The following is a 24140-nucleotide window of genomic DNA, read 5'->3' as shown; positions in this document are numbered from 1 at the left end:
TTCGTGCGCCCTGATAACAGAACGATCGGTCTAGAAAGAGCGACGCTCATCCTGCTCGGCACCGTCCAGGTCACGCTCATCGCGAGCATCACCCTCATCACCGTCGCGCTGCCCCAGATCCAGCACGACCTGGGCGCGGACCCGCCGGACCTGGTGCTCGTCGCCTCCGCGTACGGCCTGTCCTTCGGCGGCCTGCTGCTGCTCGGCGGACGGCTCGCGGACCTGTTCGGCCCCCGCAGAGCGCTCATCGCCGGCATGACCGTGTTCGGCGCCGCCTCGGCCGTCGCGGCGGCGGCCCCGGGGCTCGGCGTGCTGCTCGCGGCGCGCCTCGGCGAGGGCGTCGGCGCGGCGCTGGCGGCGCCGGCCGCGATGGCGCTGGTCGGCGACGTCCTTCCCGACCGCCGCCGGTACGGCCGGGCGATGGCCGTGTGGGGGGTGCTGAGCAGTTCGGGGGCGACGGCCGGGAACGTCCTGTCCGGCGTGGCGGCGACCTGGATGTCGTGGCGATGGCTGTTCCTGCTGCCGCTGGCCGTCGCGATCGTCACCGTCGCCGCGGCACGGCGCCTGGTGCCGGAGGGCCTTCCGCGGTCCGGCGGCCGGATCGACTGGCCGGGCGCGTTCCTCGCGACCGCCGGCCTCGGCGCGCTGCTCTACGGTCTGGGGCACTCCGCCTGGGCGGTCGCCATCGGCCTGGCTGTCCTCGTCCTGTTCGGCCTGGTGGAGCACCACTCCCCCGTCCCGCTGACCCCGCTGCCCTTCGTACGCGGCCGCGCCCTGCCACTGATCGCCACCGCGCTGACCGCGGCGGCCATGGCGACCGCGTTCTACCTGCTCGCCCTCTATCTCCAGCAGGTACGCGGACTGTCGCCGCTGCGGACCTCGATGGTCCTGCTCCTGCCCGCCCCGGCCCTCGCCGCCGCCGGCGTACTCGCCGGGCCGCTCATCGCCCGGCTCGGCGCCCGGCGCGTCATGATCGCCGGGCTGGTGGTCACCGCCGCCGGGCTGTTCCTGCTCGCACGCCTCGGCCTGCCCTACGCCGGGCTGGTCGTCTTCTCGCTGGGGGCCGGGACGACGTTCGCCGCCGCGACGGTCTCCGCCATGGACGGCGTCCCGGCCGAGCAGGCCGGGCTCGCCGGCGGGGTGCTGAACTCCGCCATGGAGATCGGGCCGCCGGCCGGCCTCACTCTGCTGACCTCGCTCGCCGCCGCCCACTCACGCGACGTCCCCGCCGGGTACGCCTTCGCGCTGCGGGCCGCCGCGATCGCCTTCGTCCTCACCGCACTGACCGCGCTGCTTCGGCGCGGCACCAAATGATCAAGGAGAGATGGCAATGACCGCACGTTTCACCGGAAAGGTCGCGCTCGTGACCGGCGGCGGCTCCGGCATCGGCCAGGCCACCGCGCTGGCGTTCGCCCGTGAGGGCGCCGCCGTCGTGGTGTCCGGGCGCGGCGCCGAACCGCTGGCACGGACCGTGAAGCTCATCGAGGAGGAGGGCGGGACGGCGAGCGCCGTGACGGCCGACGTGTCACGCTCCGAGGACGTGGCCCGGCTCGTGGCGACGACCGTCGAACGCCACGGTGGCCTGCACATCGCGTTCAACAACGCCGCCGTCCTGCACGGTGGCCCGGTCACCGGCATCGACGAGGCGTCCTGGGACGCGATGGTCGGCACCAACCTGACCGGGGTCTGGCTGTCGCTCAGGCACGAACTCGCGCACATGCGGGCCAACGGCGGCGGCGTGATCGTGAACACCGCCTCCATCGGGGTCACCGCGGTGCCGGGGATCGGCGCGTACGGCGCGACCAAGGCGGGCGTGGTCGCGCTCTCCAAGGCGGCCGCGCGTGAGGCCATCGCCGAGGGCGTACGGATCAACGTGGTCAGCCCCGGGCCGATCGCCACCGCCATGTCGATGCGCCCCGGGGAAAGCGAGGCCGACGTCGCGGCTCGCGTCGGCGAACGCATCCCGGCCGGGCGGATCGGCGCGACCGAGGAGGTCGCGGCGGCGGTCCTGTGGCTGGCCTCGCCCGAGTCGGCGTTCGTCGTCGGTCACGAACTGACCGTCGACGGGGGTGCGACCGCCTGACCGCAGATCGTATGGCCTAAGTCCTGTTTCCTGCCCGATACCGGGCAGGAAACTTGGCTTTCGGGGCAAGAATCCGGCAGGATCACAACGCATGTCCGACCGCGTGTACGACGATCTCCTCGTCCACCTCAGCCGTACCACCTCGCTGAGCGCGGGCGAGGCCGCGCGGGTGGTCGCGGACGTGCTCGCGTACTTCGCCGAGCCGGCCGAGGAGTTCGTCCGGCGGCGGCACGCGGAGCTGAAGGCGCGCGGACTGACCAACGACCAGATCTTCGAACGCGTCGCGGCCGAGCTGCCGCAGCGCCGGGTCGCTCCTCCGGAGCTCTCGCTCCGTCAGCTGCGGCGCATCGTGTACGGATGACCATCGACGAGGAAAGGCAGGCCCCATGTGCGGAATCGTGGCCTACACCGGGCACAGGGACGCCGTCCCGATCCTGACCGAGGGGCTGGCACGCCTGGAGTACCGCGGGTACGACTCGGCCGGCCTCGCCGTCGCCGGGCGCTCCGGTGACCTGCGGGTGCGCAAGAAGGAGGGGCGCGTCGCCGCGATGGCGGCGAGCCTGCCCGCGCGCTTCAAGGGCGGCACGGGGATCGGCCACACCCGCTGGGCGACGCACGGCGAGCCGAGCGACGAGAACGCGCACCCGCACGTCGCCGGCACCGTCGCGGTCGTGCACAACGGCATCATCGAGAACGCCGACGAGCTGCGCGCCAAGCTGGCGGCCGACGGCGTGGAGTTCGCGTCCGAGACCGACAGCGAGGTCATCCCCCACCTGATCGCGCGGTCGAGCGCGGACGAGCTGGAGGACGCCGTACGCGAGGCGCTGTCACAGATCGTCGGCACGTACGGCATCGCCGTGGTGGACGCGCGCCACCCCGGCGTGCTCGTCGTCGCCCGCAACGGCAGCCCGGTCGTGCTGGGCATCGGGGAGAAGGAGATGTTCGCGGCCTCCGACGTCGCCGCGCTGGTCCGCTACACGCGCCAGGTGGTGCACCTGGACGACGGCGAGCTCGCCTCGATCCGGCCCGACGGGTTCCGCACGTTCACCCTGGACGCCCAGGTCACGCTCAAGGAGCCCTCGGTCATCGAGACCGAGGACGCGGCCTATGACGCCGAGGGCTACACGCACTTCATGCGCAAGGAGATCCACGAGCAGCCCGCCGCGGTCGAGCGTGCGCTGCGGGGACGGCTCGACGCCCGGTTCCACACGGCCCACCTGGGCGGGCTGGACCTGGACCCCCGCGAGGCACGTGCCATACGCCGGGTGAAGATCCTCGGTTGCGGCTCGGCGTACTACGCGGGCCAGGTGGGCGCGCAGCTCATCGAGGAGCTGGCCCGGATCCCGGCGGACGCCGAGCCCGCGTCGGAGTTCCGCTACCGCAACCCGGTCGTCGAGGCGGACACGCTCTACGTCGCGGTCAGCCAGTCCGGCGAGACCTACGACACGCTCGCCGCGGTGCAGGAGCTGCGGCGCAAGGGCGGCCGGGTCCTCGGCGTGGTCAACGCCGTCGGCAGCGCGATCGCCCGCGAGTGCGACGGCGGGATCTACCTGCACGCCGGTCCGGAGATCGCGGTCGCCTCGACCAAGGCGTACACGTCGACGGCGGTGGTGTTCGCGCTGCTCGCGCTGCACCTGGGCCGGATCCATGACCTGTCCCCCGCCGACGGCCGGCGGATCACCGAGGGGCTGCGGGCGCTGCCCGCGCAGATCGGGGAGATCCTGGAGCAGGAGGACCGGATCGCCGCACTGGCCGGGGACCTGGCGAAGTATCACAGCATGCTGTTCGTGGGGCGGGTCCGCGGCTGGCCGGTCGCACGCGAGGGGGCGCAGAAGCTCAAGGAGGTCTCCTACGTCCACGCGGAGGCGTATCCCGCGAGCGAGCTCAAGCACGGCCCGCTGGCTCTCGTCAGTCCCGCGCTTCCGACGGTCGCGATCGTCCCGGACGACGAACTCCTGGACAAGAACCGCTCGACGCTCGGGGAGATCAGGGCCCGGCACGGCCGGGTGGTGACCATCGGCCACGGTGTGGCGGGCGAGGACGCGATCGCGGTGCCGAAGAACGAACCCGAGCTCGACCCGATCCTGTTGACGATCCCGCTGCAGCTACTCGCCTATCACGCGGCGGTGGCGCTGGGCCATGACGTGGACAAGCCACGCAACCTGGCCAAGAGCGTGACCGTCGACTGAGGCAGGCACGGTCTTGGGCTCTCAGCGTGCGGACTCGCGCAGAATCTGGGTGAGGAACTCCGCGTTGGAGGAGGTCTCGCGGAGTTTGCCGGTGAGGAGCTCGAGAGCCTCCTGAGGACCGAGGGAGTGCAACACCTGGCGCAGCCGGGCCACGGTCTCCAGCTCGATGGAGGACATGAGCAGGTCGTCGCGGCGGGTGCTGGAGGGCGCGGCGTCGACGGCCGGGAAGATCCGCCTGTCGGCGAGGTCGCGGCGTAGCCGCAGCTCCATGTTGCCGGTGCCCTTGAACTCCTCGAAGAAGACCTCGTCCATACGCGAACCGGTCTCCACGAGCACCGACGCGATGATGGTCAGGGAGCCGCCGTCCTCGATGTTGCGGGCGGCGCCGAGGAAACGGCGCGGCGGGTGGATGGCCGTCGCGGCCACGCCGCCGGCCAGGATGCGGCTGCTCGAGGGAGCCGCGAGGTTGTACGCCCGGCCGAGCCGGGTGATCGAGTCGAGGATGACGACCACGTCGCCGCCGAGCTCGACGATCCGCTTGGCGCGCTCGATCGCCAGCTCGGCGAGGGCGATGTGCTCGCTCGCCGGGCGGTCGAAGGTGGAGTGGATGACCTCGGCGTCCGCCGACCGCTGCATGTCGGTGACCTCTTCGGGCCGTTCGTCGACGAGCACGATCATTACGTGGCATTCCGGGTTATTTGTCCGGATGGCCTTTGCGATGGCCTGCAGAATCATGGTCTTGCCCGCTTTGGGCGGCGCCACGATGAGACCGCGCTGGCCTTTTCCGATGGGGGTGACCAGGTCCATGATGCGGCCGGTCAGCTCGCCGGCGCCGGTTTCCAGGCGCAGCCGCTCCTGCGGGTACAGCGGCGTCAGATCGGCGAAATTCGGGCGCTTGACGGTGTTCTCCGGGTTTTCCGCGGGACGGCCGTTGACCGTGTCCACCCGGATGAGGTTGCGGAACTTCTCGCGCCGGTCTCCCGGGCGGGGGGTACGGGCGGCGCCCTCGATCCGGTCGCCGGGCCGCAGGCCGTACCTGGTCACCTGGGCGGCCGAAAGATAGGTGTCGCCGGGGCCCGGCAGGTAGCCGTCGGCCCGTACGAAGGCGTTCTTGTCGTTGATGTCGAGGATGCCCGACACCAGAACGGGAGGGATCTCCTGGGCGGTCGCCGCGGCGACCGGCCTGGTCTGGGTGGTGGTGCTCATGGGGGTCCTTTCAAAGGAAAAATCTGACAGAGCTCGCGGCGATGCACGCCATCCGATGTGAGGAAACGGCTTCTCGAGAACGCGTACGCAAAGGGGTACGCCGGAAATTCACGAGAGACATCTCAGGATGGAGGTTCGTCCGCCCGTAGAACTCGGGACGGAGGCTCAGCGACGCGGCTGGAAGGCGCCTATCCGATCGAGCCGGAATCTTCGGCGCTACGAACAGCGTATAGCACCCTGCCGTTATTCCGCCAGGGCGCCGCGCGGTCACGGCGTCCTCGCTCGCCAGGGGGAGGTGGGGCGCGGCGCCCTCTGCGAGGATCTCGGCATGAGATCCGTGGTGCGCCCACTGGTCAGCGTCTCCACCTACCGGCGCTGGACCTTCCTGCTCGGCGGCACCGCGCTCCTGGTCCCCTATCTCCTGATCTACGCCGCGCTCGCGTCGGTCACGGACTCGTACCGGCAGCAGCCCGCCCGCAGCGTCTTCGAGAGCGTGACCATGCTGCTCGCGTTCGTGGTGATCTCCAGCGCGGTGGCCTTCGTGCCGGCCGTACGCGTCCTGTGCCGGACCGCGGCCGAGACCCTGCTCGGCGTGCCGCTCCCGGAGGAGACCGCCGAGGGCCTGCGGTCGTGGCGCTCACGCCGGCGTACGGCCGTGTGGTGGCTGCTGCACATCGGGTTCGGCGGCATGACCGGGTTCACCGTGGTGGTCGGCGTGCCCGCGATCATCTACCTGCTGGAGGCCCCGTTCACCGGCCACGACCTCGGCCGCCGGCTCCTCGGCCGGCCCCTGCCGTTCGAGCCGTGGTTGTCGGTCACCCTCGCCCTGGCCGCCCTGCCCGCGATCATCTATCTGGGCGCCGCCGTCGGCGCGGTGTTCGCCCGGCTGGCGCCGGTGCTGCTCGGGCCCTCCCCCGCCGACCGGCTCGCGCGGCTGGAGCGGCAGACCGAGCAGCTCATGGAGCGCAACCGGCTGGCGCGCGAGCTGCACGACTCGGTCGGCCACGCGCTGACCGTCACCACACTGCAGGCCGCCGCGGCCGCCCGGCTGCTCGACACCGACCCGGACTTCGCCCGCCGGGCGCTCACCGCGATCGAGGAGACCGGACGCACCGCCCTGGAGGACCTCGACCACGTACTCGGCCTGCTGCGCGAGGACGCGAGCGCCAGGACCCCGCAGCGTACGCTCGCCGACCTCGACGGGCTGTTCGACCAGACCCGGTCGGCGGGCGTCGGGGTCGACGCCGACATCGGCCGCATCGAGGAGATCCCGCCGGTGGTGTCCAGGGAGGCGTACCGGATCGTGCAGGAGGGCCTGACCAACGCGCTCCTTCACGCGGGAAAGGTGAGGGTCACCGTGCGCCTGGCGGTGCGCGGGTCGCGCCTGGAGCTCGAGATGACCAACCCGGCCGGTGTGGCCCCGCCGGGGCCACCGCGTACGGGCGGCGGGCGCGGGCTGCGCGGCATCCGTGAGCGTGTCACCATCCTCGGGGGCCGGATGAGCGCCGGCGCCGACGACGGGTGCTGGCGGGTCTCGGTCGCGCTCCCGGTCGTGCCGTGGACCGGGGAGCCGGCCGGCGACCGATCCGATGGCGGGAATGACGGCATCCAGCGTGCGGGAGTGTGAGGGACCGGTGACGGACGTTCTCATCGTGGACGACGAGGTGCTGATCCGCACCGGCCTACGGGCGATCATCGACGCGGAGCCGGATTTCGCGGTCGTGGGTGAGGCGGGCGACGGCGCGGAGGTGCTGCCGCTGGTGCGGTCCCTGCGGCCGGACGTGGTGATGATGGACGTCCGGATGCCCGCGGTCGACGGCATCCAGGCCACGAGGAGCATCCTGGCGACGGTCCCCGACCCGCCCAGGATCCTGGTCATCACGACGTTCGAGAACGATGACTACGTCTATGAGGCACTGAGGGCGGGCGCCAGCGGGTTCCTGCTCAAGCGCGCCCGGCCGGAGGAGATCATCCAGGCGCTGCGCACCATCTCGCTGAGCGACTCGCTGCTGTTCCCCGCCGCGATCCGCGGACTCGCGGCCCAGCACGCCACCCGGTCGGCCGACCGGGTGGCGCGAGCCCGGCTCACCGAGCGTGAGGGCGAGGTCCTGGAACTCATGGCGAAGGGATTGTCGAACGCCGAGATCGCCGCGGAGCTCGTGGTGAGCGTGGAGACCGTCAAGACCCACGTCGGCAACATCCTGGCCAAGCTCCAGGCCCGGGACCGCACGCAGGCCGTGATCGCCGCCTACGAGTCCGGCTTCGTCAGCCCTTCTTGAGCGACGAGGCGTAGACGTCGACGTACTCCTGGCCGGACAGCGCCTGGATGGCCGAGACGATCTCGTCGGTGGCCTTGCGGAGATCGGCGCCCTCGGAGTACCGCAACGGCTCGCCGAAGTGGATCCCGGGACGCATGATCTTTCTCGGCATCCGGTAGCCGGTGGGCTGGATCTCGGCGGTCCCGGACAGCGCGCAGGGGTGGACCGGCGCACCGGACTCCACCGCCAGCCGCGCGACACCGGTCTTGCCGCGGTACAGCCGGCCGTCCGGTGAGCGGGTCCCCTCGGGGTAGATGCCGAACAGCCCGCCCTCCTTGAGGACGCGCAGAGCCGTCGAGAGCGCGTCGGCGGCCTCGGAACCGCCACTGCGGTCCACGGGGATGGTGCCCACGCCGCGGAAGAAGGCGGCCATCAACCGGCCCTTGAGGCCCTTACGGACGAAGTAGTCGTCCTTGCCGATGAAGACCATCTGTCCCGGCACGACGAGCGGCAGGAAGAGCGAGTCACAGAACGACAGATGGTTGGAGGCGATGATGGCAGGACCCTTGGGAACCGTGCCCGTGACCTTGGGCCGGAACACCAGGCGCAGCAGCGGACCAAGCAGTATGTGCTTGAGGAACCAGAAGAACACGGTCAGCCTTCCACCGAGGGGTGCCCGACAGTCTGACGCCTCACCTCCCGGTGCGTCGGTGCGGGGGCGTTACAAGAAACACGTGACGGTTCTTGTACCACACCCTCACTTGACGCGCATACTAGCCGTCGTCCGGCGTCCCGGCCATCGGTCCGTGCATCCTCGTCGCCCGGGCCTCGCGCGGCCGGCAGGGGGCACGCCTCATCGGAGCGGTCGGTCACGGACGTCAGAGCGCCGCGGCATAGGCCTCGGCCAGGCGTTCCATGACGCTCGGACCATCCCGTTCCGGTGCCGCTGTGCCGAGATGGAGGGTCCGCAGCTCGGCCATGAACCCGTCCCACAGCTCCGGCCCGCCGGCCGCGAGGAGCTCCGCCCGCACCCGCAGCCGCGTCGTGGTCGGGCGGTGGCGCAGACCCCAGTCGCCGAGCTGCGCGAAGACCGGCACCAACTGGATCGACGCCTCGGTCAGGCTGTAGGCGGCCCGCCGTCCGGGCCCGGCGTCCTCGCGGGTCAGCAGGCCGGCGTTCACCAGCCGCTTCAGCCGGTCGGCCAGGATGTTGGAGGCGATCCCCTCCTCGGAGCCGGCGAGCAGCTCCCTGAAGTAGCGCCGGTCACCGAACATCACGTCCCGCAGCACGAGCAGGCTCCAGCGGTCGCCGAACGCCTCGACCGCGGCATTGATCGGGCAACCCGAACGCGCCGGCTCCACCAGCTCACCCCTCACTTCCGACCTGGTTGCAATCTACCATCGGATGGCTTAGCGTCGGCCTACCGATTGCAAAAAGCAATCGGATGGCAGGAGGCGGCGAATGAACGACACCGAGCCACAGACCGCGGACGGAAAGGTGCTCTGGCACTTCCTGATGTCGCTGGACGGGTTCGTGGCGGGGCCGAACCACGAGATGGACTGGATGACCGGGACATCGGTCCGTCCGGGCCTGCACCGGAACTACATCGAGACCACGGGCGCCGTGCTGGGGGGCCGGGACGGCTGGGACGTCATCGATGACAGCCGCCCGTACGGCGGCGCCTGGGACGGGCCCATCTTCGTGCTCACCCACCACCCCGAGGACGCGGCGCCCGCCGACGGAGTGACGTTCCTGAACTGTGACCCGGCCGAGGCGGTGCGGATCGGGCTGGAGGCGGCCGGCGGCAAGAACCTCGAGGTGTTCTCGCCGACCATCGGCCGTCAGCTTCTCGAACGGGGACTGATCGACGAGATCGACCTGCACATCGCACCGATCCTGCTCGGCGAGGGCATCCGGCTGTACGACAACCCCGGCGGCGAGCCGATCCGCCTTCACGGGCTCGGCGAGGGCGACCCCACGGCGGCCGTGAACGTACGCTACCGGCCCACGACGACGGCGAGGATCCGGACGGCCGAGCGGTAGCGGTGCCGGGCCGGAGTCTTTTCCGCGTCGCGGCTCTCAGGTGGGCTGCCAGTCCGGGACGCGGCCGGAGGCGCGGAGCACGGCCTCCCAGCGGTCTCCCCCATTGGGTGCCGGCAGGTGCGGCACCCCGGTACGCCACGCGGCCTCGACGACGTCCGGGCGGCTCGGGCGGTGGTCCTTGTCGAGGGCGCGGGCCAGGTCCCAGGCGTGCAGATGCCACTCGACGCACACCGCCCCGGCGTAGTCGCCGGTCGTCAGCTTGGTCCCGCGATAGGACAGGTACGGCTCGTCCCACACGTCCGGCAGCCGGTCGGCGTACGCCTCGGCGGACACCGCGAACGCCACGATGTGCTCGCGTCCGGTGGCGGCGGGCAGGACGGCCAGCTCGGCGGCGTTCTGGCGCGACAGCTGGCGTACGAGCAGCGCGGCGGGCGCGTCCTGGGCGAACAACCGGGACAGGCGGCTGTCCGGCGCGTCGTTGAGGTACTCATGGAAGTTCTCCGCCACGCAGCGGAGGTGGCCGGCCAGATCGAGGGCCTCCCACTCACGGCACGGCGTCGGGATCGACCAGTCCGAGAAGTGCGCGGCCAGCTCACAGATGGCGACGACTCCCTCTCTGCACGCGTGCAGAAGGTCGCGCCGATCTGGCGGCGTGCGCTCCAAGTGATCCCCCCGGACAGAGCACTTCCTACTGACTCGCTTCGCCGCGAGCGGACCGGGCGCTGTGGCCCACGACGATTCCCTGAGTCGGTAGATTCTCAGAGTTGGACGGCCCATGCCACTTCGGAACGGCCGTGTTCATGCTGGTCTAGCGCACGAGACGATCAACGTCTGCGCCAAGTCTGCCCAGCGAACCGGTGACTTCGCTGCCAGGTCACCGCGCTGATGACCCGATGCAAGCGAACGATCTACGAGACCGCGGCCGACCTCGTACGCGAGCGGCTCAGCCGGCGACCGACGGGCTGGCGCGGAAGGTCAGCTTGTGCGTCTCGCGCAAGGTCCGCAGGCGGTCGGCCTCGTCGGTGTACGGGCGTACGGCCGGCTTGGCGCGGGCGCGGCGGGCGGCGATCTGCGCCGAGCGGCGCTGGCCGGCGTCGCCGTGCTCGTAGGTCTTGGTGCCCATGGCGACACGCTCGGCGGCGTCGGCGGTGAGGATCGCGGTGTACAGCGCGCGCTCGTAGCCGATCGCGAGCTCGCGCACCTCGGCGTACGGGCTGCGGGCGGCCTGGGCGGAACGAAGCCGGCCCTCGGCCTCCTGCGCGTCGGTGAGCCTGTCGCGAAGACCGGCGGCGAGCTCTTTGTCGGCGGCGTAGCGCTCAGCGACCTCCGGGCTCATCTTGCGACCCAGGCTCATGGCGGCGCTCCTTCTCTCGTTGCTGTCCGAGCCAAGGGTAGAGGGTGGCGAGGCGTGACACGCGGCCGGGACACTTCCCGGCCGCCGCCTTTACATAGTAAGGTGCAATCATGTCGCAGCGACCGCCGCTCACCCGCGAGCGCATCATCGAGACCGCGCTCCACCTCATCGACGGCCAGGGGCTCGGCCGCCTCACCATGCGCCGCCTGGGCGACTCGCTGGAGGTCGAGGCGATGGCGATCTACCATCACCTCCCCCACGGGAAGGAACAGCTCCTCGAGCAGCTGATCGCCTATGTCGCCGCACACCCGGTCCCTCCCGGCAACGGCGCCCCGCGCGACCGGCTGCGCGACTGGGCCCACGGCTACCGCGACCGCCTGCTGGAACACGTCGGCGTGATGCCGCTCATCGTGACCCGCCGCAACCCGGGCGCCCTGCTGGCCACGACCCAGTCCCTCGAAGACCTGCTGCGGACCGCGGGACGCACGGAGGCACAGGCGGCCGTCGGCGCGCACACGCTGCTCGGCTACCTCCTCGGCACCGTGGCCCTGGAGGCACGCGAACGCGCGGCCGAGACGACACCGGACGACCTCGACTGGGAGGGGCGTTTCCGCGCCGGCCTCGACGGCGTCCTCACTGGCATCGCCTGACGGCCGCGAGGCCCGGAGGCACTTCGGCCGAACCGCTCCTGACCGAGCCGCATCAAGGAAGGCGCGCGTCGCGGCGCGGCCGGAGGCGCGATGGGCCGGATCAGGCTCCGGGCATCGCGCACCCCTGACCTGGTGCATCACAGGTTGCCGTGGCTGTCACGCGGAGCGGTGACATCGTCGCTGTGAGACATGCCATAGCGAATGGCCGCATTCTCCCCGTACGATCAGCGGCCCCATACTCGGAAGTACCCGGAGGGGCTGGATGGCGCGACACTCCCGGCTCCGGCAGATCCAGCGGCTCGACCCCGAGCGCGACTACCAGGAGATCTACCGGCTCAGCGCGGAATACGAGTTCCCCTGGGACGTCACCCGCGCGCTGGAGCTGGCGCTGGTCCGCACGTACGCCGTGCCCTCGATCGGCAGGCTGCTGGACCGCACACGGGAGTTCGGTGAGCGTGGGCAGAAACGCTACGACGACACCGTCGTCCTGCTGTACGAGACGACGCGCGACGGCGGCATGGACTCTGAGCGCGGCCGGGCCGCGGTCCGCCGGATGAACAAGATCCACGGCAGGTACCCCATCGGCAACGACGACTTCGTCTACGTCCTGTCGACGTTCGTGGTCGTGCCGGTGCGCTGGATCTCGCGGTACGGCTGGCGGCCCTACAGCAGGCACGAGGTACGCGCCACGGTGAACAACTTCCGCCACATGGGCCGCCTCATGGGGCTGAAGGGCGTCCCGGAGACGTACGAGGAGTTCTCCTCCTTCCTCGACGAGTACGAGCGCGAGCACTACGCCTACGACGACGCCGGCCGAAGGGTGGCGGACGCGACGATCGCCATCTTCCAGGGCTGGTTCCCGCGTTTCGCGCGATCGCTCGCGCGCAACGGCGTGCTGTCGATCATGGACGAGCCGCTGCGCCAGGCGCTGGGCCTGCCGCGGGCACCGCGCGCGATGGAGGTGGCCGCCGACCGCGTTCTGCGGGCGCGTGCGGTGTTCGTACGGCTGATGCCGCCGCGCCCGGAGCGGATGCCGAAGAAGCCTCACCCCCGCTCCTACCCCGACGGCTACACGCTGGACGACATCGGCCCGCCGTGGGCGTGCGCGCACGCCGGCCGCGGTCAGCCGATCAGTCCTCCACGACGAGGATCTCCAGGCTGCGGCCACGGGGCGGACCGCTGATCCAGCTGAGCGGAGGGTAGGGGTCCAGACGGTCGACGGCCTCCGGGACGGTGTGCACGATCTGGTCGGCGTGCACGACGCACAGGTGGTGCCGCGGGATCAGGGTGAGCGCGCGGCGGCCCTGTGCCCGGCCGCCGTCGAGGACGACCGTGCCGGTCTCGGCGATGGCGAGCGCGCATCCGGTCACCACGCCGTCGGTCTCGGCCAGTGAGGCCGGGTCGAGCGGCGGGTCGTCGGCGAGCGGGCGTACGCCCTCCAGGCCCGCCAGCCAGCCACGCGGCAGGTCGGCCGGGACCGCGACACGCTTGGCCTCCCGTGCCCACAGCATGACGGCCATCGCGTCGACCAGCTCCTCGGCGGTCACGTGACGCACGGCGGCGTGGTGGGCCGCGACCTGTTCGCCGAACAGCGCGATCACATCGCCCCGCTCCATCGGGGGACGCCGCCGGTAGCCGCGCGGGACCGGCGCACCGTCGCGTCCCTCCCCCGACGCGGCGCGCACCCGCCGCAGGATCTCCTCCCGTGCGCTCATCGGCGGCGCCGCCACCAGGCGCGGAAGCTCTGTCTCGGCGGCGCGGGCAGGTCACGCGCGTCGGTCCACTTGCCGAGCAGGCCCGGCAGCCTGCGGATCCGGCCGTCACGGGCGAGCAGCCGCGCCCACCGGGCCCTCCGTACGAGCGTCCGCTCATAGCGCCGCTCGTCGCCCATGCTCCACGCGAGGCCGCGCATCAGCAGCAGCTCGGGCGTCGGCACGGGGCGCCGGCGCCGCGACTCGACGACACGGCCGCGCAGGTGCACGAGCATCCCGGGGATGTCGATCTTCACGGGGCAGACGTCCGCGCAGGCGCCGCAGAGGGTGGACGCGAAGGGCAGGGACGCGCCGAGCGACGCCTCGACGCCGCGTATCTGCGGGGTGAGCACGGCGCCGATCGGCCCGGCGCGGCCCTGGCCGTACGGCCGGGGACCGGTGCGCTCGAAGACCGGGCAGACGGCGCTGCAGGCCGAGCAGTGGACGCACCGCAGCGCCTCACGGCCGGCCGGGTCCGCGAGCACCTTCGTACGGCCGTTGTCGACCAGGACGAGCTGGAACTCCCCGGTCCGGGTCGCGACGGCGGGGTGCATCGGCCGGCCCGCGCCCGCGCGGGACAGCAGCTGGAGCAGCACCTCGAGGTCGGTCCAGTCCGGCACGATGTCCTCGATGCCGGCCACGACGACGAGTGTGCCGGGAAAGCTCAGGCCCTCGCCGCGGTCGGTGACGACGACGGTGCCCGTCTCGGCCACCAGGAAGCCGGCCCCGACGATCGCCGCCTTGGTGTGCGGGCCCGGCTCCCCGCCGTCCAGGCCGATCTCGTCGGTGACGTCGGATCGGACCAGGGCGTGTCCCTGGGCCTCCGGCGGTAGCAGCCTGGCGATGACGCGGCGTGCCTCGGCGGCGTCACGGGCCCAGTGGACCTGGCCGCCCTCCTCGGCGACCGAGGTCTCCAGCGTCTCCAGGTGCGTGCCGAGCTCACGGAGTGTGCGGTCCCTGATCGCGGCGCCGGCCTCCCGCAGCTCCTCCCAGCCGGGGACGGCCTCGGTCGCTTCCACGCGGCGCGCGCGTGCGTCGGCCGCGGCCTGGCGCCGGGTGCGGCGTGAGCGCGGGTCGGCGAGCTCGGGCCGTGCCGCGTCGGAGAACCTCACGACGCGTCCGATCGGGGCACGGGCCGTGGCGTGGGCCCGGCGGAGCCGGCCCGCCGCGGTCCGGCGGCCGCCGTCTCGAGGCCGGACGCGAGGATCTCCGCGAGGTGCACGGCGCGTACGCCGCTGCGCAGGCGCGACAGCGCCCCGCCGAGATGGGTCAGGCAGGAGTCGTCGGTGGCGCACACCACGTCGGCCCCGGTCTCGTGGATCCGCGCGATCTTGTCGGCCACCATGGCGACCGAGGTGTCGGCGTTCTTCATCGCGAAGGCGCCGCCGAAGCCGCAGCACTCGGTGGCCTCGGGCAGCTCGGCCAGCTCGAGACCGCGGACCGCGCGTAACAGCCGGAGCGGCCGGTCGGCGAGGCCGAGCGCGCGCAGCGACTGGCAGGTCGGCTGGTAGGTGACCCGGTGCGGATAGGAGGCGCCGACGTCGGTGACGCCAAGGACGTCGACGAGCAGCTCGGACAGCTCGTAGACGCGCAGGCCGGCCAGGGCCGGGTCCATCCGCGGGTAGGCCGTGCGGACCGTGGCCGCGCACGACGCGGACGGGGTCACGACGACCTCGTGTCCCGCGAAGATCCCGGCGAACCGGCGCGCCAGGGCGGTCGCTTCCGGGTGGTACCCGGACGTCCAGTGCATCTGACCGCAGCAGGTCTGTGCCGGCTCGAAGGTGACCTCGTGTCCGAGGTGTTCGAGCAGTCGTACGAGGGCCCGTCCGGTGGCGGGAAACAGCGCATCCCCCCAGCACGTGACGAACACGGCGATGCGCACGTGGGCTCCCCTTCCCTCCGACGCATGCAGCATCCTAGGGCGGAGATTCAAGACTGATCATGGAAACTCGAACACAGTCGTGCTCTGCACCAAGAGTTGTTCTTTGGCCGTTATTGATGCGAGTGTGAGCCGATAAGCCGTAAAGTGATCTCTGTCACCGGTGAGCACTGGGAGGCGATCAGGCCAACTGGAAGACCACCCGGCCGTGCTATGTCGCCGCGAGGTGAACCACAGCACACTTGACAACGTCTCATTGCATAGAGACAAACCGCAGACCGACCCAGTAGTTGAGACCGGAGGCACGAGTATGTGCCAACACCAGCCGCCATGTCCCACGGCGACGGCGCGCGACCGCGAGGCCGCACGCACCGTCACGTGCCACCCCGAACAAGGGTGGAGCCTCCTCTGCAACGGCATCGTGCTGTTCGAGGACACCGGCGAGCTGCTTCCTGACGGGGGAATCATCGCTCCACACCGTCCGACGGACCTTCCTGCTCCGTCGGCGGCCTGACTCGTCCCTGACGGGGACTAGTTCTTTCGGGTGATCATCCTCGGGGGATTCAGCTCTGCCCGCTCCATCGGCCGAGCCATTCGGCCGCCACGGCACCGACCGTGGACGGAGTCCTGGCCAAATCGTGCCGCTCTCCACCCACGACATGCACACACGTCGCATCGGCCGCGTCCGGCACACCGAACGGATCACGGTCGCCGTTGACCACCAGCACCTCCACCCCCGCCTGACGCAGCTCGTCGACTCGCGACTTCGCGGGGTTCCATGGTGGACGCAGCGGAAACGCCAGCGCGATCACGCCGCGGGCACCGGCCTTCAGCGCCGTACGGCAGACGACGCGCGCACCGTTGCTCCGCCCGCACTGGATCAGCGGCAGGTCACCGAAGAGCTCCTTCAGCGCCCCCACGACCGTCAGCCACGCCTCGTCCTGCGCCGCGGGCGCTCCCGGTGCACGCCGTCCCGCCACTCGGAACGGCTGCAGGACCCGGGCCACCGCCCCACCCAGCCGTAGCGCCTCGGCACGTACGGCAAGCAGGTCGGGCGCGTCCACTCCCCCGTTCGACCCGTGGGTCAGGACCAGCAGGAATCCCGGATCTTCGGGTCGGTCCAGTGTGACCTCGGCCGGCCCGGCCCCGGTCACGACCGTCACGTCGTCTCCCATGAGAACAGTCTGACCGCACCGCGTGTGGACGGCGCCACAGGGGCGAGAATGCGATCATGGCTCAAACCATGACCACGGCCGAATGGCAGGAGTTCGTCTCGAGCGGGACACGCACCGGCAAGGCCGCGGTGACGAGCGCCGACGGCGCGCCGCACGTCACGCCGATCTGGTTCCTGCTCGACGGAGACGACCTCGTCTTCACCACGCACGAGTCGAGCGTCAAGGGCAAGGCCCTGCGCCGCGACCCGCGCGTCTGCGTCTGCGTGGACGACGACACCCCGCCCTATGCGTTCGTCTCCCTGTGGGGAGAGGCGTCGCTGTCGGAGGAACTGCCGGAGCTACGCCGATGGGCGACCGACCTCGGCCGGCGCTACATGGGCGCCGACCAGGCCGAGGACTTCGGCGCGCGCAACGCAGTCCCCGGCGAGCTCCTCGTCCGCGTGCGCATCACCAAGGTGGTGGCGACCCGGGACCTGGCCGACTGATCAACCGTCGCCGGGCCGTCCCTGCGGCGGGACCGATCCGGTGGCGTCACGGAGGCGCTCGGTGAAGCTCTCCCGCAGGGCCTGTCCCCACGCGTAGTCCGCCGGCACCTGTACCAGGCGCTCGAGCAGGTCGTACGCGTCGGCGGGCAACCCGTCGGTGCCCTCGGTGTAGCGCATGGCGGCGAGCGTGTACATGTGGTCGAGCGCGTCGAACGCCTCACCCGTCAGCACGGGGAGGGCACCGGCGCGTACCGCGGCCTCGATGTCGTCGTCCCACCACAGGTGTTCCTCACCCGCGCCCGCGTCGGAGAACGTGCGCCGCAGGCGCGCGCGCACCTGCTCGCCGAGCGCCGGGTCGGACAGTCCGCGGCGCCACACCTCCTGGGCCGCCTCGTCGCGCCCGCGCAACGGGAGCGTGCGTGCCAGCAGCTCGATGGCGAGCGGCACGACCTCCGGGTCGGCGTCCTCGGTCGGAGTGACACTGCCGAAGGCGGCGATCGCCTGTTCGAGGTGGGCGATGCCGAGGTTCACCGCGAGGCGTGCGTGCGCCTGCGGGTCCTGCTTGCGGTCGAGCACGTCGAGCGCGCTGTCGAGGGCGCGCTGGGCACGCCCCGGCTCCCCCCAGTCGAGCAGCCGCAGTGCGAGGTCGTGCGCGGCCGCCGGCGTGTAGCGCCGGTCGCCGGTGGCGATGACCCGCTCCCACCACTCGCACGCCTGCGCGGCGTCGCCCTCCTCGTCGGCGATCTGCGCCAGCGCGAGGCAGGCCGGCGGGAGGTAGGCGGGGTTGCCGAAGTCGACGACGGTCTGCCACGCCTCACGCGCCCGGTCACGGTCGCCGTCGCGTTCCCACGACAGCGCCAGATGGTAGGCGGCGCGCGCGCCGTACTCCGGGTCCGCGGTGCCGATCGCGATCCGGTCGGCCTCGCGCGCGCCGTCGTGGTCGCCCTCGCCCTCGAGCACGACCGCGAGGCCGAGGGCCGCCTGCGCGCGTTCGGAGGTGTCACCGGCCGCGAGCACTTCGCGGAACAGCTCCGCCGCGCGGTCGAGCCTGCCCTCCTCGGCGTGCGCTCGTGCCTCTTCGAGGCGGGTCGACGGGTCCGCGGCCGTCTCGTCCGGTGGGGTGGTCATGACTCGCTCCGGCAGATCTGAACAGAACCGTCGCCGGACGTACTCACCGGCGCCTCGCAGGCGTCGCTCGCACTCATTTCCGTGCCCTTTGGGGGTAGGCGGCGTGTGGGATGAGCCTAACGGTGCCGGGACCGCTCCGTCCCATAGCGTGACGGCCATGTCCGGCTCGGGCCACCGGAGAACTCGGGGCGATGGAGAGCGATGGAAAGTGTCCTTGACACCGCGACGATGTAAAGCGTACTTTCCAGTGAACGTAAAAGGAGCTTTACACCATGCGGAGTGACGTACGGGAGCTGCGGACGGCCAAGGGCCTCTCCCAGCAGGCACTCGGCCAGGCGCTCGGCGTGTCACGCCAGACCATCAACGCGATCGAGCAGGGCCGGTACGACCCCTCCCTGCCGCTGGCGATCCGTATGGCCCGCTATTTCGGCAAGAGCGTGGAGGAGGTCTTCCATGTCGACGACGAGGACCGATGAGACGAGAGGCGCGCGGCGGTGGCTCGTGCCGGGGCTGTGCGTGGTGTTCGCGGCCGGGTACGCGGCCGTGTTCCTGGCCCACCATCGGCCGCTCCTGGCGGCGACCGGCGCCGGCGTGATGCTCGCGTACGGGCTCGTGCTGGTGGTCTTCTCCCGGCGCAGCGAGGCGGTCGCGCTGCTGCGCGAGGACGCCCCGGACGAGCGGCGCTCGATGATCACGACGAAGGCGGCCGCGAACACCTTGTACGTGCTCATCACCCTCGCGGTCGTCATGGTCTTCGTCCGTCTCGCCCAAGGGACGGATCCGGGCACGTGGGGCGTGCTCTGCGGCGTCGGCGGCGCCGCGTTCGTCATCTCGATCGTCTACGAGTCACGGCGCCACTGAACGACCGCGGAGGCCGGGCCGTGATCACGGCCCGGCCTCCGCGTACGGGCTCAGGACTCGAAGGCCTCCGGCGGAGGGCAGGAGCAGACCAGGTTGCGGTCACCGTAGGCCTGGTCGATGCGGCGCACCGGCGACCAGTACTTGTTCTCCCGCAGCGACGGCACCGGGTAGGCCGCGTCCTCGCGGGTGTAGGGGTGCTTCCAGTCGACGGTGAGCAGCGACGCGGCCGTGTGCGGGGCGTTCTTCAGCGGGTTGTCGTCGGCGTCGAACTCCCCCGAGGCGACGCGGTCGATCTCCCGCCGGATCTCGATCATCGCGTCGCAGAAACGGTCGAGCTCCGCGCGGTCCTCGCTCTCGGTCGGCTCGATCATCAGCGTGCCGGCCACCGGGAACGCGAGCGTCGGGGCGTGCAGGCCGTAGTCGATGAGCCGCTTGGCGACGTCCTCAGCGGTGACCTTCGTGTCCTTGGTGATCTTCCGGATGTCGATGATGCACTCGTGCGCGACGAGGCCGCCGCGGCCGGAGTAGAGCACCGGGTAGTGGTCGGCGAGCCGCTTCGCCACGTAGTTCGCGGCGAGCACGGCCGCCTCGGTCGCTTCGCGCAGGCCGTCGGGGCCCATCATCGCGATGTAGGCCCAGGAGATCGGCAGGATGCCCGCCGACCCCCACGGAGCCGCCGAGATCGGACCGCTGCCCGTCTCCGGTCCGGCCTCGGGCCGCAGCGGATGGTTGGGCAGGAACGGCACCAGGTGCTCGCGTACGCCCACCGGGCCGACGCCCGGGCCACCGCCGCCGTGCGGGATGCAGAAGGTCTTGTGGAGGTTCAGGTGGGAGACGTCGGAGCCGAACTCCCCGAGGCGGGCCAGGCCGACCAGGGCGTTGAGGTTGGCGCCGTCGACGTACACCTGACCGCCGGCGTCGTGCACGCTCTTGCAGACGTCGGCGATCGTCTCCTCGTAGATGCCGTGCGTCGAGGGGTACGTCACCATGATCGCCGCGAGGGCGTCACGGTGCTTGTCGATCTTGGCGTGCAGGTCGTCGAGGTCGATGTCGCCGCTCTCGGTGCTCTTGACGACGACGACCCGCATCCCGGCCATCACGGCGCTGGCGGCGTTGGTGCCGTGCGCCGAGGACGGGATGAGGCAGATGTTCCGGTGGCTCTCGCCGCGTGCCGCGTGGTAGCCGTGCACGGCGAGCAGGCCGGCCAGCTCACCCTGCGAGCCGGCGTTCGGCTGCACCGAGACCTTGGCGTACCCGGTGATCTCGGCCAGCCACGACTCCAGCTCGCCGATCAGCTCGACGTAGCCCTGTGCCTGCTCCAGTGGCGCGAACGGGTGGATCTGGGCGAACTCCGGCCAGGTGATCGGCTCCATCTCGGTCGTGGCGTTCAGCTTCATCGTGCAGGACCCGAGCGGGATCATCGAACGGTCCAGCGCGATGTCCTTGTCCTGGAGCCGGCGCAGGTAGCGCAGCATCGAGGTCTCCGAGCGGTGCGCGTGGAAGACCGGATGGGTCAGGAACTCACTCTCGCGCCGCAGGGCCGCGGGCAGCGCGCTGCCGGCCGCCGGCGGTGCGTCCTCGGCCCCGAACGCCCGCAGAACCCCGGCGACGTGCTCGTCGGTGGTGGTCTCGTCGCAGGAGATCCCCACGTGGTCGGCGTCGACCGGACGCAGGTTGATGCCGCGCTCGCGCGCACCCCGCACGACCTCGTCGACGCGGCCCGGCACTCGGACGAGCACCGTGTCGAAGAACGCCTGGTGCACCACCTCGGCGCCGAGCGCCTCCAGGCCGGCGGCGACCCGCGAGGCCTGTCCGTGCACCCGCTCGGCGATGCCCTTGAGGCCGTCCGGGCCGTGGTAGACGGCGTACATGCTCGCCATCACGGCGAGCAGCACCTGTGCGGTGCAGATGTTGCTGGTGGCCTTCTCCCGGCGGATGTGCTGCTCGCGGGTCTGCAGCGCGAGGCGGTACGCCCGGTCGCCGTCCGCGTCCACGGAGACTCCGACGAGACGGCCGGGCAGTTGCCGCTGGATGCCGTCGCGTACGGACATGTAGCCGGCGTGCGGGCCGCCGAAGCCGTACGGCACGCCGAAGCGCTGCGTGGTGCCGACCGCGATGTCGGCGCCGAACTCCCCCGGAGCCCTGAGCAGCGTCAGCGCGAGCAGGTCGGCGGCGACCACGACCTGGGCGCCGCGCCCGTGCGCCGCCTCGGTGACCTCGGCCAGGTCGCGTACGACGCCGCTCGCGCCCGGGTACTGCAGCAGCACGCCGAAGAAGTCGCCCTCCGGCAGGCCCGCCGACGTGTCGGCGACGACCACCTCGATGCCCAGCGGCAGTGCCCGGGTGCGGATCACCTCGATCGTCTGCGGCAGCACGTCGGCGTCGACCAGGAAGGTGTCGCCGCCCCCCCGCGGCGCCACCCGGTGCGCCAGGGTCATCGCCTCCGCGGCGGCGGTGCCCTCGTCCAGCAGCGAGGCGTTCGCCACCGGGAGCCCGGTCAGGTCGCTCACCATGGTCTGGAAGTTGAGCAGTGCCTCGAGACGTCCCTGGGAGATCTCCGGCTGGTACGGCGTGTACGCGGTGTACCAGCCGGGGTTCTCCAGCACGTTGCGGAGGATCACGCCCGGGGTGATGGTCCCGTAGTAGCCCAGGCCGATCATCGAGGTGAGGACCTGGTTGCCGGCCGCCAGCTCACGCAGCCTGGCCAGCGCACCGACCTCGCTGAGCGCGGGCGGCAGGTCGAGCGGCCGGTCGGTGCGGATCCTGACGGGCACCGCCGCGTCGATGAGCGCGCCGACTCCGTCGTATCCGGCGACTTCGGCCATCTCAGTGCGTTCGGCCGGCGACGGCCCGACATGGCGATCAACGAACGGGACCTCGGTCATGAAGGAGCCTCCAGGCGGCGGGCGGGTACCACCGGGCATACCGGTGGCCGGTCTCCCCCTCTGTCACCTGAACCTGAGAGCTTCGCCGCGAGGTCCGCGGCTTGCACCTTCGGTGAGGACGGGCGGCCGGATGACCACCGCGTCCCGCTTTCCAGAGGTGCCTGGCCCGCGCGGTCCTTTTGCCTGAGAGGTTCCGGGGAGGGTTGCTCCTTCGGCGCTCCGGCGCTGGTTGTGCCGGAGTCTCTCCCGCGCGGGTTCGACGGCGTCTACCACCCTACCGGAGGGTTGTCGCCTGCACGTAAAACGCGTCGCGCACCACCCGTAACCGGGGTCAGCGGTTCGCCGTGCGGTAGCGGCGGATCGCCAGCGGGGCGAAGACCGCGAGCAGCACGGTGGACCAGAGCAGTGTCGCGACGACCGGGTGCTGCAGGGGCAACGCCACGTGCCCGGCCGGGACGCCCGGATTGCCGAACAGACCGCGGCACGCCGCCACGACGGCGCTCACCGGGTTCCAGTCCGAGATCACCCGCAGCCAGGCCGGCATGCCCGCGGTCGGTACGAAGGAGTTGGACAGCATCGAGAGCGGGAAGACCAACGGCAGCATCTGGTCGGCCGTCTCCTCGTTCTTCACGAGCAGCCCGAACAGCACTCCCGCCCACGACAGCGCGTACCGGAGCAGGATCAGCAGGCCGAAGGCGGCGAGCGCGGACAGGATGCCGTGGTGGATGCGCCAGCCGACGGCGTAGCCGCAGCCGACCATGGCGACCAAGCCGACGACACCGATCAGGATGTCGCCGCCCACCTGCCCGAACGGAACGGCGGACCGGGCCATCGGCATCGAGCGGAAGCGGTCCATGACGCCCTTGGAGGCGTCGGTGGCGACCGCCAGCATCGTGGTCATCAGGCTCGTGAGCGCGGTCATCGCGAACAGTCCGGGCATGAGGTACTCCCGGTAGTTGCCGCCGCCGGGAACCTTGATCGCGCTGCCGAACACGTACCCGAACAGGACGACCATGATCGCGGGGAAGATGATGGCGCCGACCAGCTCGCCGGGCTGTGACTTGAGCTGCATGAGGTTGCGCCAGACCACGGTACGGCCGTCGACCAAGGTCCAGCGGATCCGGTCCATGCGGCCGGACGGGCGTGCGGGCGGTGCGATGGCCCGTACGGGCAGTTCGACGGCCATCAGGCACTCACCTTCTCGTCGATCTTTCCGGTCAGACGGAGGAACACCTCGTCGAGCGTGGGGCGGCGCAGCGCCACGTCCTCGACCTCGACGCCGGCCCGGTCCAGCTCGAGCACCACGGACGGCAGGGTCATGGACCCGCCACTGACCGGCACGCTGACCCGGCGGTACTCCGGCTCGGTGTCCGGCGTGCCGATCCGGGCGAGCACGGCGGCCGCGTCGGGCAGCCCGCGCACATCGGGGACGACCACGTCGAGCCGGCTGCCGATCTCGGCCTTCAGCTCGTCCGGGCTGCCCGAGGCGATCACCCGCCCGGCGTCGACGACCGCGATCCGGTCGGCGAGCTGGTCGGCCTCGTCGAGGTACTGCGTGGTGAGCAGCACGGTCGTCCCGTCGGCGACGAGCTCCCTGATGGTGTCCCAGATCTCTCCCCGGCTCCGCGGGTCCAGTCCCGTCGTCGGCTCGTCCAGGAACAGCACCGGCGGCGCCGTGATCAGGCTGGAGATCAGGTCGATCCGGCGGCGCATGCCGCCGGAGTAGGTCTTGACGAACCGGTCACCGGCATCGGCGAGGCCGAACCGGGTGAGGAGCTCGTCCGCTCGCGCGCGGGCGTCCTTCGCCGACAGGTGGTACAGACGCCCGAACAGCCGCAGGTTGTCGCGGCCGCTCAGCTTCTCGTCCATGGAGGCGTGCTGGCCGGCCAGGCCGATCCGGTAGCGCACCTCGTCGGCGTCGCGGACGACGTCGTACCCCGCGACCCGCGCCTGGCCCGCGTCGGGCAGCGTGAGCGTCGACAGGATCCGCACGGCCGTGGTCTTGCCGGCGCCGTTCGGGCCGAGCAGGCCGAAGACGCTCCCCCGTGGCACATTCAGGTCGACCCCTCGTAGCGCTTCGGTTCTGCCGAAGCGCTTGTGCAATCCCTCGGCCCAGACGGCCGACTCCGAACTCGTCATCATGCGATCCCCTCTGACTGCGTACCTCGTACGCGCTGTGGGTACAACGTACGC

25 protein-coding genes, 1 pseudogene and 2 riboswitches are annotated in these 24140 nt (G+C 71.4%); of the genes and pseudogenes, 13 read left to right on the top strand and 13 right to left on the bottom strand.

The genetic code is table 11. The features are described 5' to 3' along the window. The first annotated feature begins 3 nt into the window (after positions 1-3). From FB559_RS42175 to glmS, 4 genes are all read left to right on the top strand, one after another. Complete coding sequence (locus FB559_RS42175) at positions 4-1314, top strand: MFS transporter (RefSeq protein ID WP_246122920.1); 1311 nt, start codon at positions 4-6, stop codon at positions 1312-1314. Between the two features lie 16 nt (positions 1315-1330). Continuing rightward, positions 1331-2083, top strand: a complete 753-nt coding sequence (locus FB559_RS42170; RefSeq protein WP_141963634.1) for an SDR family NAD(P)-dependent oxidoreductase — start codon at positions 1331-1333, stop codon at positions 2081-2083. 91 nt (positions 2084-2174) lie between these two features. Next, the gene (locus tag FB559_RS42165) at positions 2175-2444 is read left to right on the top strand and encodes a hypothetical protein (protein WP_141963632.1); all 270 of its coding nucleotides are present in this window, start codon (positions 2175-2177) and stop codon (positions 2442-2444) included. 25 nt (positions 2445-2469) lie between these two features. Then, positions 2470-4272, top strand: a complete 1803-nt coding sequence (glmS, locus tag FB559_RS42160; protein ID WP_141963630.1) for a glutamine--fructose-6-phosphate transaminase (isomerizing) — start codon at positions 2470-2472, stop codon at positions 4270-4272. Positions 4273-4293: 21 nt separating this feature from the next. Here the strand turns inward: glmS and rho are convergent. Further along, positions 4294-5502 (bottom strand): annotated as a pseudogene (rho, locus tag FB559_RS42155) (transcription termination factor Rho); the annotation flags it as partial. 304 nt (positions 5503-5806) lie between these two features. Here rho and FB559_RS42150 point away from each other — a divergent pair. Continuing rightward, complete coding sequence (locus FB559_RS42150) at positions 5807-7105, top strand: sensor histidine kinase (protein WP_141963627.1); 1299 nt, start codon at positions 5807-5809, stop codon at positions 7103-7105. A gap of 7 nt (positions 7106-7112) precedes the next feature. Further along, positions 7113-7757, top strand: a complete 645-nt coding sequence (locus FB559_RS42145) for a response regulator (protein ID WP_246122919.1) — start codon at positions 7113-7115, stop codon at positions 7755-7757. Here the strand turns inward: FB559_RS42145 and FB559_RS42140 are convergent. Beyond that, positions 7744-8388 carry a lysophospholipid acyltransferase family protein gene (locus tag FB559_RS42140; RefSeq protein ID WP_141963623.1) on the bottom strand — a complete coding sequence of 215 codons (645 nt, stop codon included), beginning with the start codon at positions 8386-8388 and terminating at the stop codon, positions 7744-7746. The two genes, FB559_RS42145 and FB559_RS42140, sit on opposite strands and share 14 nt — an antisense overlap. Before the next feature lie 226 nt (positions 8389-8614). Further along, entirely contained in the window at positions 8615-9112 is a 498-nt protein-coding gene (locus FB559_RS42135) for a winged helix-turn-helix transcriptional regulator (RefSeq protein WP_246122918.1), read from the bottom strand. Positions 9113-9197: 85 nt separating this feature from the next. Between FB559_RS42135 and FB559_RS42130 the strand changes: the two genes are divergently transcribed. Next, positions 9198-9779, top strand: coding sequence for a dihydrofolate reductase family protein (locus FB559_RS42130; RefSeq protein WP_141963621.1), 582 nt, complete (start codon positions 9198-9200; stop codon positions 9777-9779). A 36-nt stretch (positions 9780-9815) separates the two neighbouring features. Here FB559_RS42130 and FB559_RS42125 read toward each other — a convergent pair whose 3' ends face one another. Both FB559_RS42125 and FB559_RS42120 read right to left on the bottom strand, forming a co-directional pair. Further along, positions 9816-10442, bottom strand: coding sequence for a maleylpyruvate isomerase N-terminal domain-containing protein (locus FB559_RS42125; protein WP_141963619.1), 627 nt, complete (start codon positions 10440-10442; stop codon positions 9816-9818). A gap of 280 nt (positions 10443-10722) precedes the next feature. Next, positions 10723-11133 carry a plectin gene (locus FB559_RS42120; RefSeq protein WP_141963617.1) on the bottom strand — a complete coding sequence of 137 codons (411 nt, stop codon included), beginning with the start codon at positions 11131-11133 and terminating at the stop codon, positions 10723-10725. 110 nt (positions 11134-11243) lie between these two features. Between FB559_RS42120 and FB559_RS42115 the strand changes: the two genes are divergently transcribed. Further along, positions 11244-11783, top strand: coding sequence for a TetR/AcrR family transcriptional regulator (locus tag FB559_RS42115; RefSeq protein ID WP_141963615.1), 540 nt, complete (start codon positions 11244-11246; stop codon positions 11781-11783). A gap of 262 nt (positions 11784-12045) precedes the next feature. Further along, on the top strand, positions 12046-12966 hold the full coding sequence (locus FB559_RS42110; protein ID WP_141963613.1) for an oxygenase MpaB family protein: 921 nt from the start codon (positions 12046-12048) through the stop codon (positions 12964-12966). On the opposite strand, the gene FB559_RS42105 is transcribed toward FB559_RS42110, so the two are convergent. From FB559_RS42105 to FB559_RS42095, 3 genes are read right to left on the bottom strand one after another with little or no spacing between them, the layout of a single operon-like run. After that, complete coding sequence (locus tag FB559_RS42105) at positions 12914-13498, bottom strand: LutC/YkgG family protein (protein WP_141963611.1); 585 nt, start codon at positions 13496-13498, stop codon at positions 12914-12916. The genes FB559_RS42110 and FB559_RS42105 overlap by 53 nt on opposite strands. Next, the gene (locus FB559_RS42100; RefSeq protein WP_246122917.1) at positions 13495-14646 is read right to left on the bottom strand and encodes an LUD domain-containing protein; all 1152 of its coding nucleotides are present in this window, start codon (positions 14644-14646) and stop codon (positions 13495-13497) included. Before FB559_RS42100 ends, FB559_RS42105 begins: the two co-directional genes overlap by 4 nt. After that, the gene (locus tag FB559_RS42095; protein ID WP_141963609.1) at positions 14643-15416 is read right to left on the bottom strand and encodes a (Fe-S)-binding protein; all 774 of its coding nucleotides are present in this window, start codon (positions 15414-15416) and stop codon (positions 14643-14645) included. The genes FB559_RS42100 and FB559_RS42095 overlap by 4 nt, the downstream gene beginning before the upstream one ends. Positions 15417-15723: 307 nt before the next feature. Between FB559_RS42095 and FB559_RS45150 the strand changes: the two genes are divergently transcribed. Further along, positions 15724-15927 carry a DUF5999 family protein gene (locus FB559_RS45150; protein ID WP_141963607.1) on the top strand — a complete coding sequence of 68 codons (204 nt, stop codon included), beginning with the start codon at positions 15724-15726 and terminating at the stop codon, positions 15925-15927. Positions 15928-15976: 49 nt separating this feature from the next. Here FB559_RS45150 and FB559_RS42085 read toward each other — a convergent pair whose 3' ends face one another. After that, complete coding sequence (locus FB559_RS42085; protein WP_141963605.1) at positions 15977-16588, bottom strand: alpha/beta hydrolase family protein; 612 nt, start codon at positions 16586-16588, stop codon at positions 15977-15979. A 56-nt stretch (positions 16589-16644) separates the two neighbouring features. Between FB559_RS42085 and FB559_RS42080 the strand changes: the two genes are divergently transcribed. After that, a complete protein-coding gene (locus FB559_RS42080; protein ID WP_141963604.1) occupies positions 16645-17073 on the top strand; it encodes a PPOX class F420-dependent oxidoreductase in 429 nt (142 codons plus the stop codon). Here the strand turns inward: FB559_RS42080 and FB559_RS42075 are convergent, their stop codons facing one another. Beyond that, entirely contained in the window at positions 17074-18201 is a 1128-nt protein-coding gene (locus FB559_RS42075) for a tetratricopeptide repeat protein (protein WP_141963602.1), read from the bottom strand. 272 nt (positions 18202-18473) lie between these two features. Here FB559_RS42075 and FB559_RS42070 point away from each other — a divergent pair, with 272 nt between their 5' ends. Next, positions 18474-18677, top strand: coding sequence for a helix-turn-helix transcriptional regulator (locus tag FB559_RS42070; RefSeq protein WP_141963600.1), 204 nt, complete (start codon positions 18474-18476; stop codon positions 18675-18677). After that, entirely contained in the window at positions 18655-19062 is a 408-nt protein-coding gene (locus FB559_RS42065) for a DUF2178 domain-containing protein (RefSeq protein ID WP_141963598.1), read from the top strand. Before FB559_RS42070 ends, FB559_RS42065 begins: the two co-directional genes overlap by 23 nt. 50 nt (positions 19063-19112) lie before the next feature. Here FB559_RS42065 and gcvP read toward each other — a convergent pair whose 3' ends face one another. The 3 genes from gcvP to FB559_RS42050 form a co-directional block, all read right to left on the bottom strand. Then, a complete protein-coding gene (gene gcvP / locus FB559_RS42060; RefSeq protein ID WP_141963596.1) occupies positions 19113-21947 on the bottom strand; it encodes an aminomethyl-transferring glycine dehydrogenase in 2835 nt (944 codons plus the stop codon). A gap of 50 nt (positions 21948-21997) precedes the next feature. Continuing rightward, positions 21998-22108: riboswitch (glycine riboswitch) on the bottom strand. Beyond that, a riboswitch (glycine riboswitch) is annotated at positions 22109-22206 on the bottom strand. A 72-nt stretch (positions 22207-22278) separates the two neighbouring features. Next, positions 22279-23133, bottom strand: a complete 855-nt coding sequence (locus FB559_RS42055) for an ABC transporter permease (protein ID WP_246122916.1) — start codon at positions 23131-23133, stop codon at positions 22279-22281. After that, positions 23133-24086 (bottom strand): ATP-binding cassette domain-containing protein, encoded by a 954-nt coding sequence (locus FB559_RS42050; RefSeq protein WP_185792775.1) that lies wholly within the window; start codon positions 24084-24086, stop codon positions 23133-23135. The genes FB559_RS42055 and FB559_RS42050 overlap by 1 nt, the downstream gene beginning before the upstream one ends. Positions 24087-24140: the final 54 nt, after the last annotated feature.

This window comes from Actinoallomurus bryophytorum (assembly GCF_006716425.1).
GTDB lineage: Bacteria > Actinomycetota > Actinomycetes > Streptosporangiales > Streptosporangiaceae > Actinoallomurus > Actinoallomurus bryophytorum.
The sequence above is the reverse complement of the archived record's forward strand: the minus strand, read 5'-3'. Positions and strand labels throughout refer to the sequence as shown.

Bases quoted from the DNA above. Each gene is read 5' to 3' on its own strand.
- FB559_RS42170 (WP_141963634.1), top strand. From the start codon at position 1,331: ATGACCGCACGTTTCACCGGAAAGGTCGCGCTCGTGACCGGCGGCGGC.
- FB559_RS42165 (WP_141963632.1), top strand. From the start codon at position 2,175: ATGTCCGACCGCGTGTACGACGATCTCCTCGTCCACCTCAGCCGTACC.
- glmS (WP_141963630.1), top strand. From the start codon at position 2,470: ATGTGCGGAATCGTGGCCTACACCGGGCACAGGGACGCCGTCCCGATC.
- FB559_RS42150 (WP_141963627.1), top strand. From the start codon at position 5,807: ATGAGATCCGTGGTGCGCCCACTGGTCAGCGTCTCCACCTACCGGCGC.
- FB559_RS42130 (WP_141963621.1), top strand. From the start codon at position 9,198: ATGAACGACACCGAGCCACAGACCGCGGACGGAAAGGTGCTCTGGCAC.
- FB559_RS42120 (WP_141963617.1), bottom strand. From the start codon at position 11,133: ATGAGCCTGGGTCGCAAGATGAGCCCGGAGGTCGCTGAGCGCTACGCC.
- FB559_RS42115 (WP_141963615.1), top strand. From the start codon at position 11,244: ATGTCGCAGCGACCGCCGCTCACCCGCGAGCGCATCATCGAGACCGCG.
- FB559_RS42110 (WP_141963613.1), top strand. From the start codon at position 12,046: ATGGCGCGACACTCCCGGCTCCGGCAGATCCAGCGGCTCGACCCCGAG.
- FB559_RS42105 (WP_141963611.1), bottom strand. From the start codon at position 13,498: ATGAGCGCACGGGAGGAGATCCTGCGGCGGGTGCGCGCCGCGTCGGGG.
- FB559_RS45150 (WP_141963607.1), top strand. From the start codon at position 15,724: ATGTGCCAACACCAGCCGCCATGTCCCACGGCGACGGCGCGCGACCGC.
- FB559_RS42085 (WP_141963605.1), bottom strand. From the start codon at position 16,588: ATGGGAGACGACGTGACGGTCGTGACCGGGGCCGGGCCGGCCGAGGTC.
- FB559_RS42080 (WP_141963604.1), top strand. From the start codon at position 16,645: ATGGCTCAAACCATGACCACGGCCGAATGGCAGGAGTTCGTCTCGAGC.
- FB559_RS42075 (WP_141963602.1), bottom strand. From the start codon at position 18,201: ATGACCACCCCACCGGACGAGACGGCCGCGGACCCGTCGACCCGCCTC.
- FB559_RS42070 (WP_141963600.1), top strand. From the start codon at position 18,474: ATGCGGAGTGACGTACGGGAGCTGCGGACGGCCAAGGGCCTCTCCCAG.
- FB559_RS42065 (WP_141963598.1), top strand. From the start codon at position 18,655: ATGTCGACGACGAGGACCGATGAGACGAGAGGCGCGCGGCGGTGGCTC.
- gcvP (WP_141963596.1), bottom strand. From the start codon at position 21,947: ATGACCGAGGTCCCGTTCGTTGATCGCCATGTCGGGCCGTCGCCGGCC.
- FB559_RS42055 (WP_246122916.1), bottom strand. From the start codon at position 23,133: ATGGCCGTCGAACTGCCCGTACGGGCCATCGCACCGCCCGCACGCCCG.
- FB559_RS42050 (WP_185792775.1), bottom strand. From the start codon at position 24,086: ATGACGAGTTCGGAGTCGGCCGTCTGGGCCGAGGGATTGCACAAGCGC.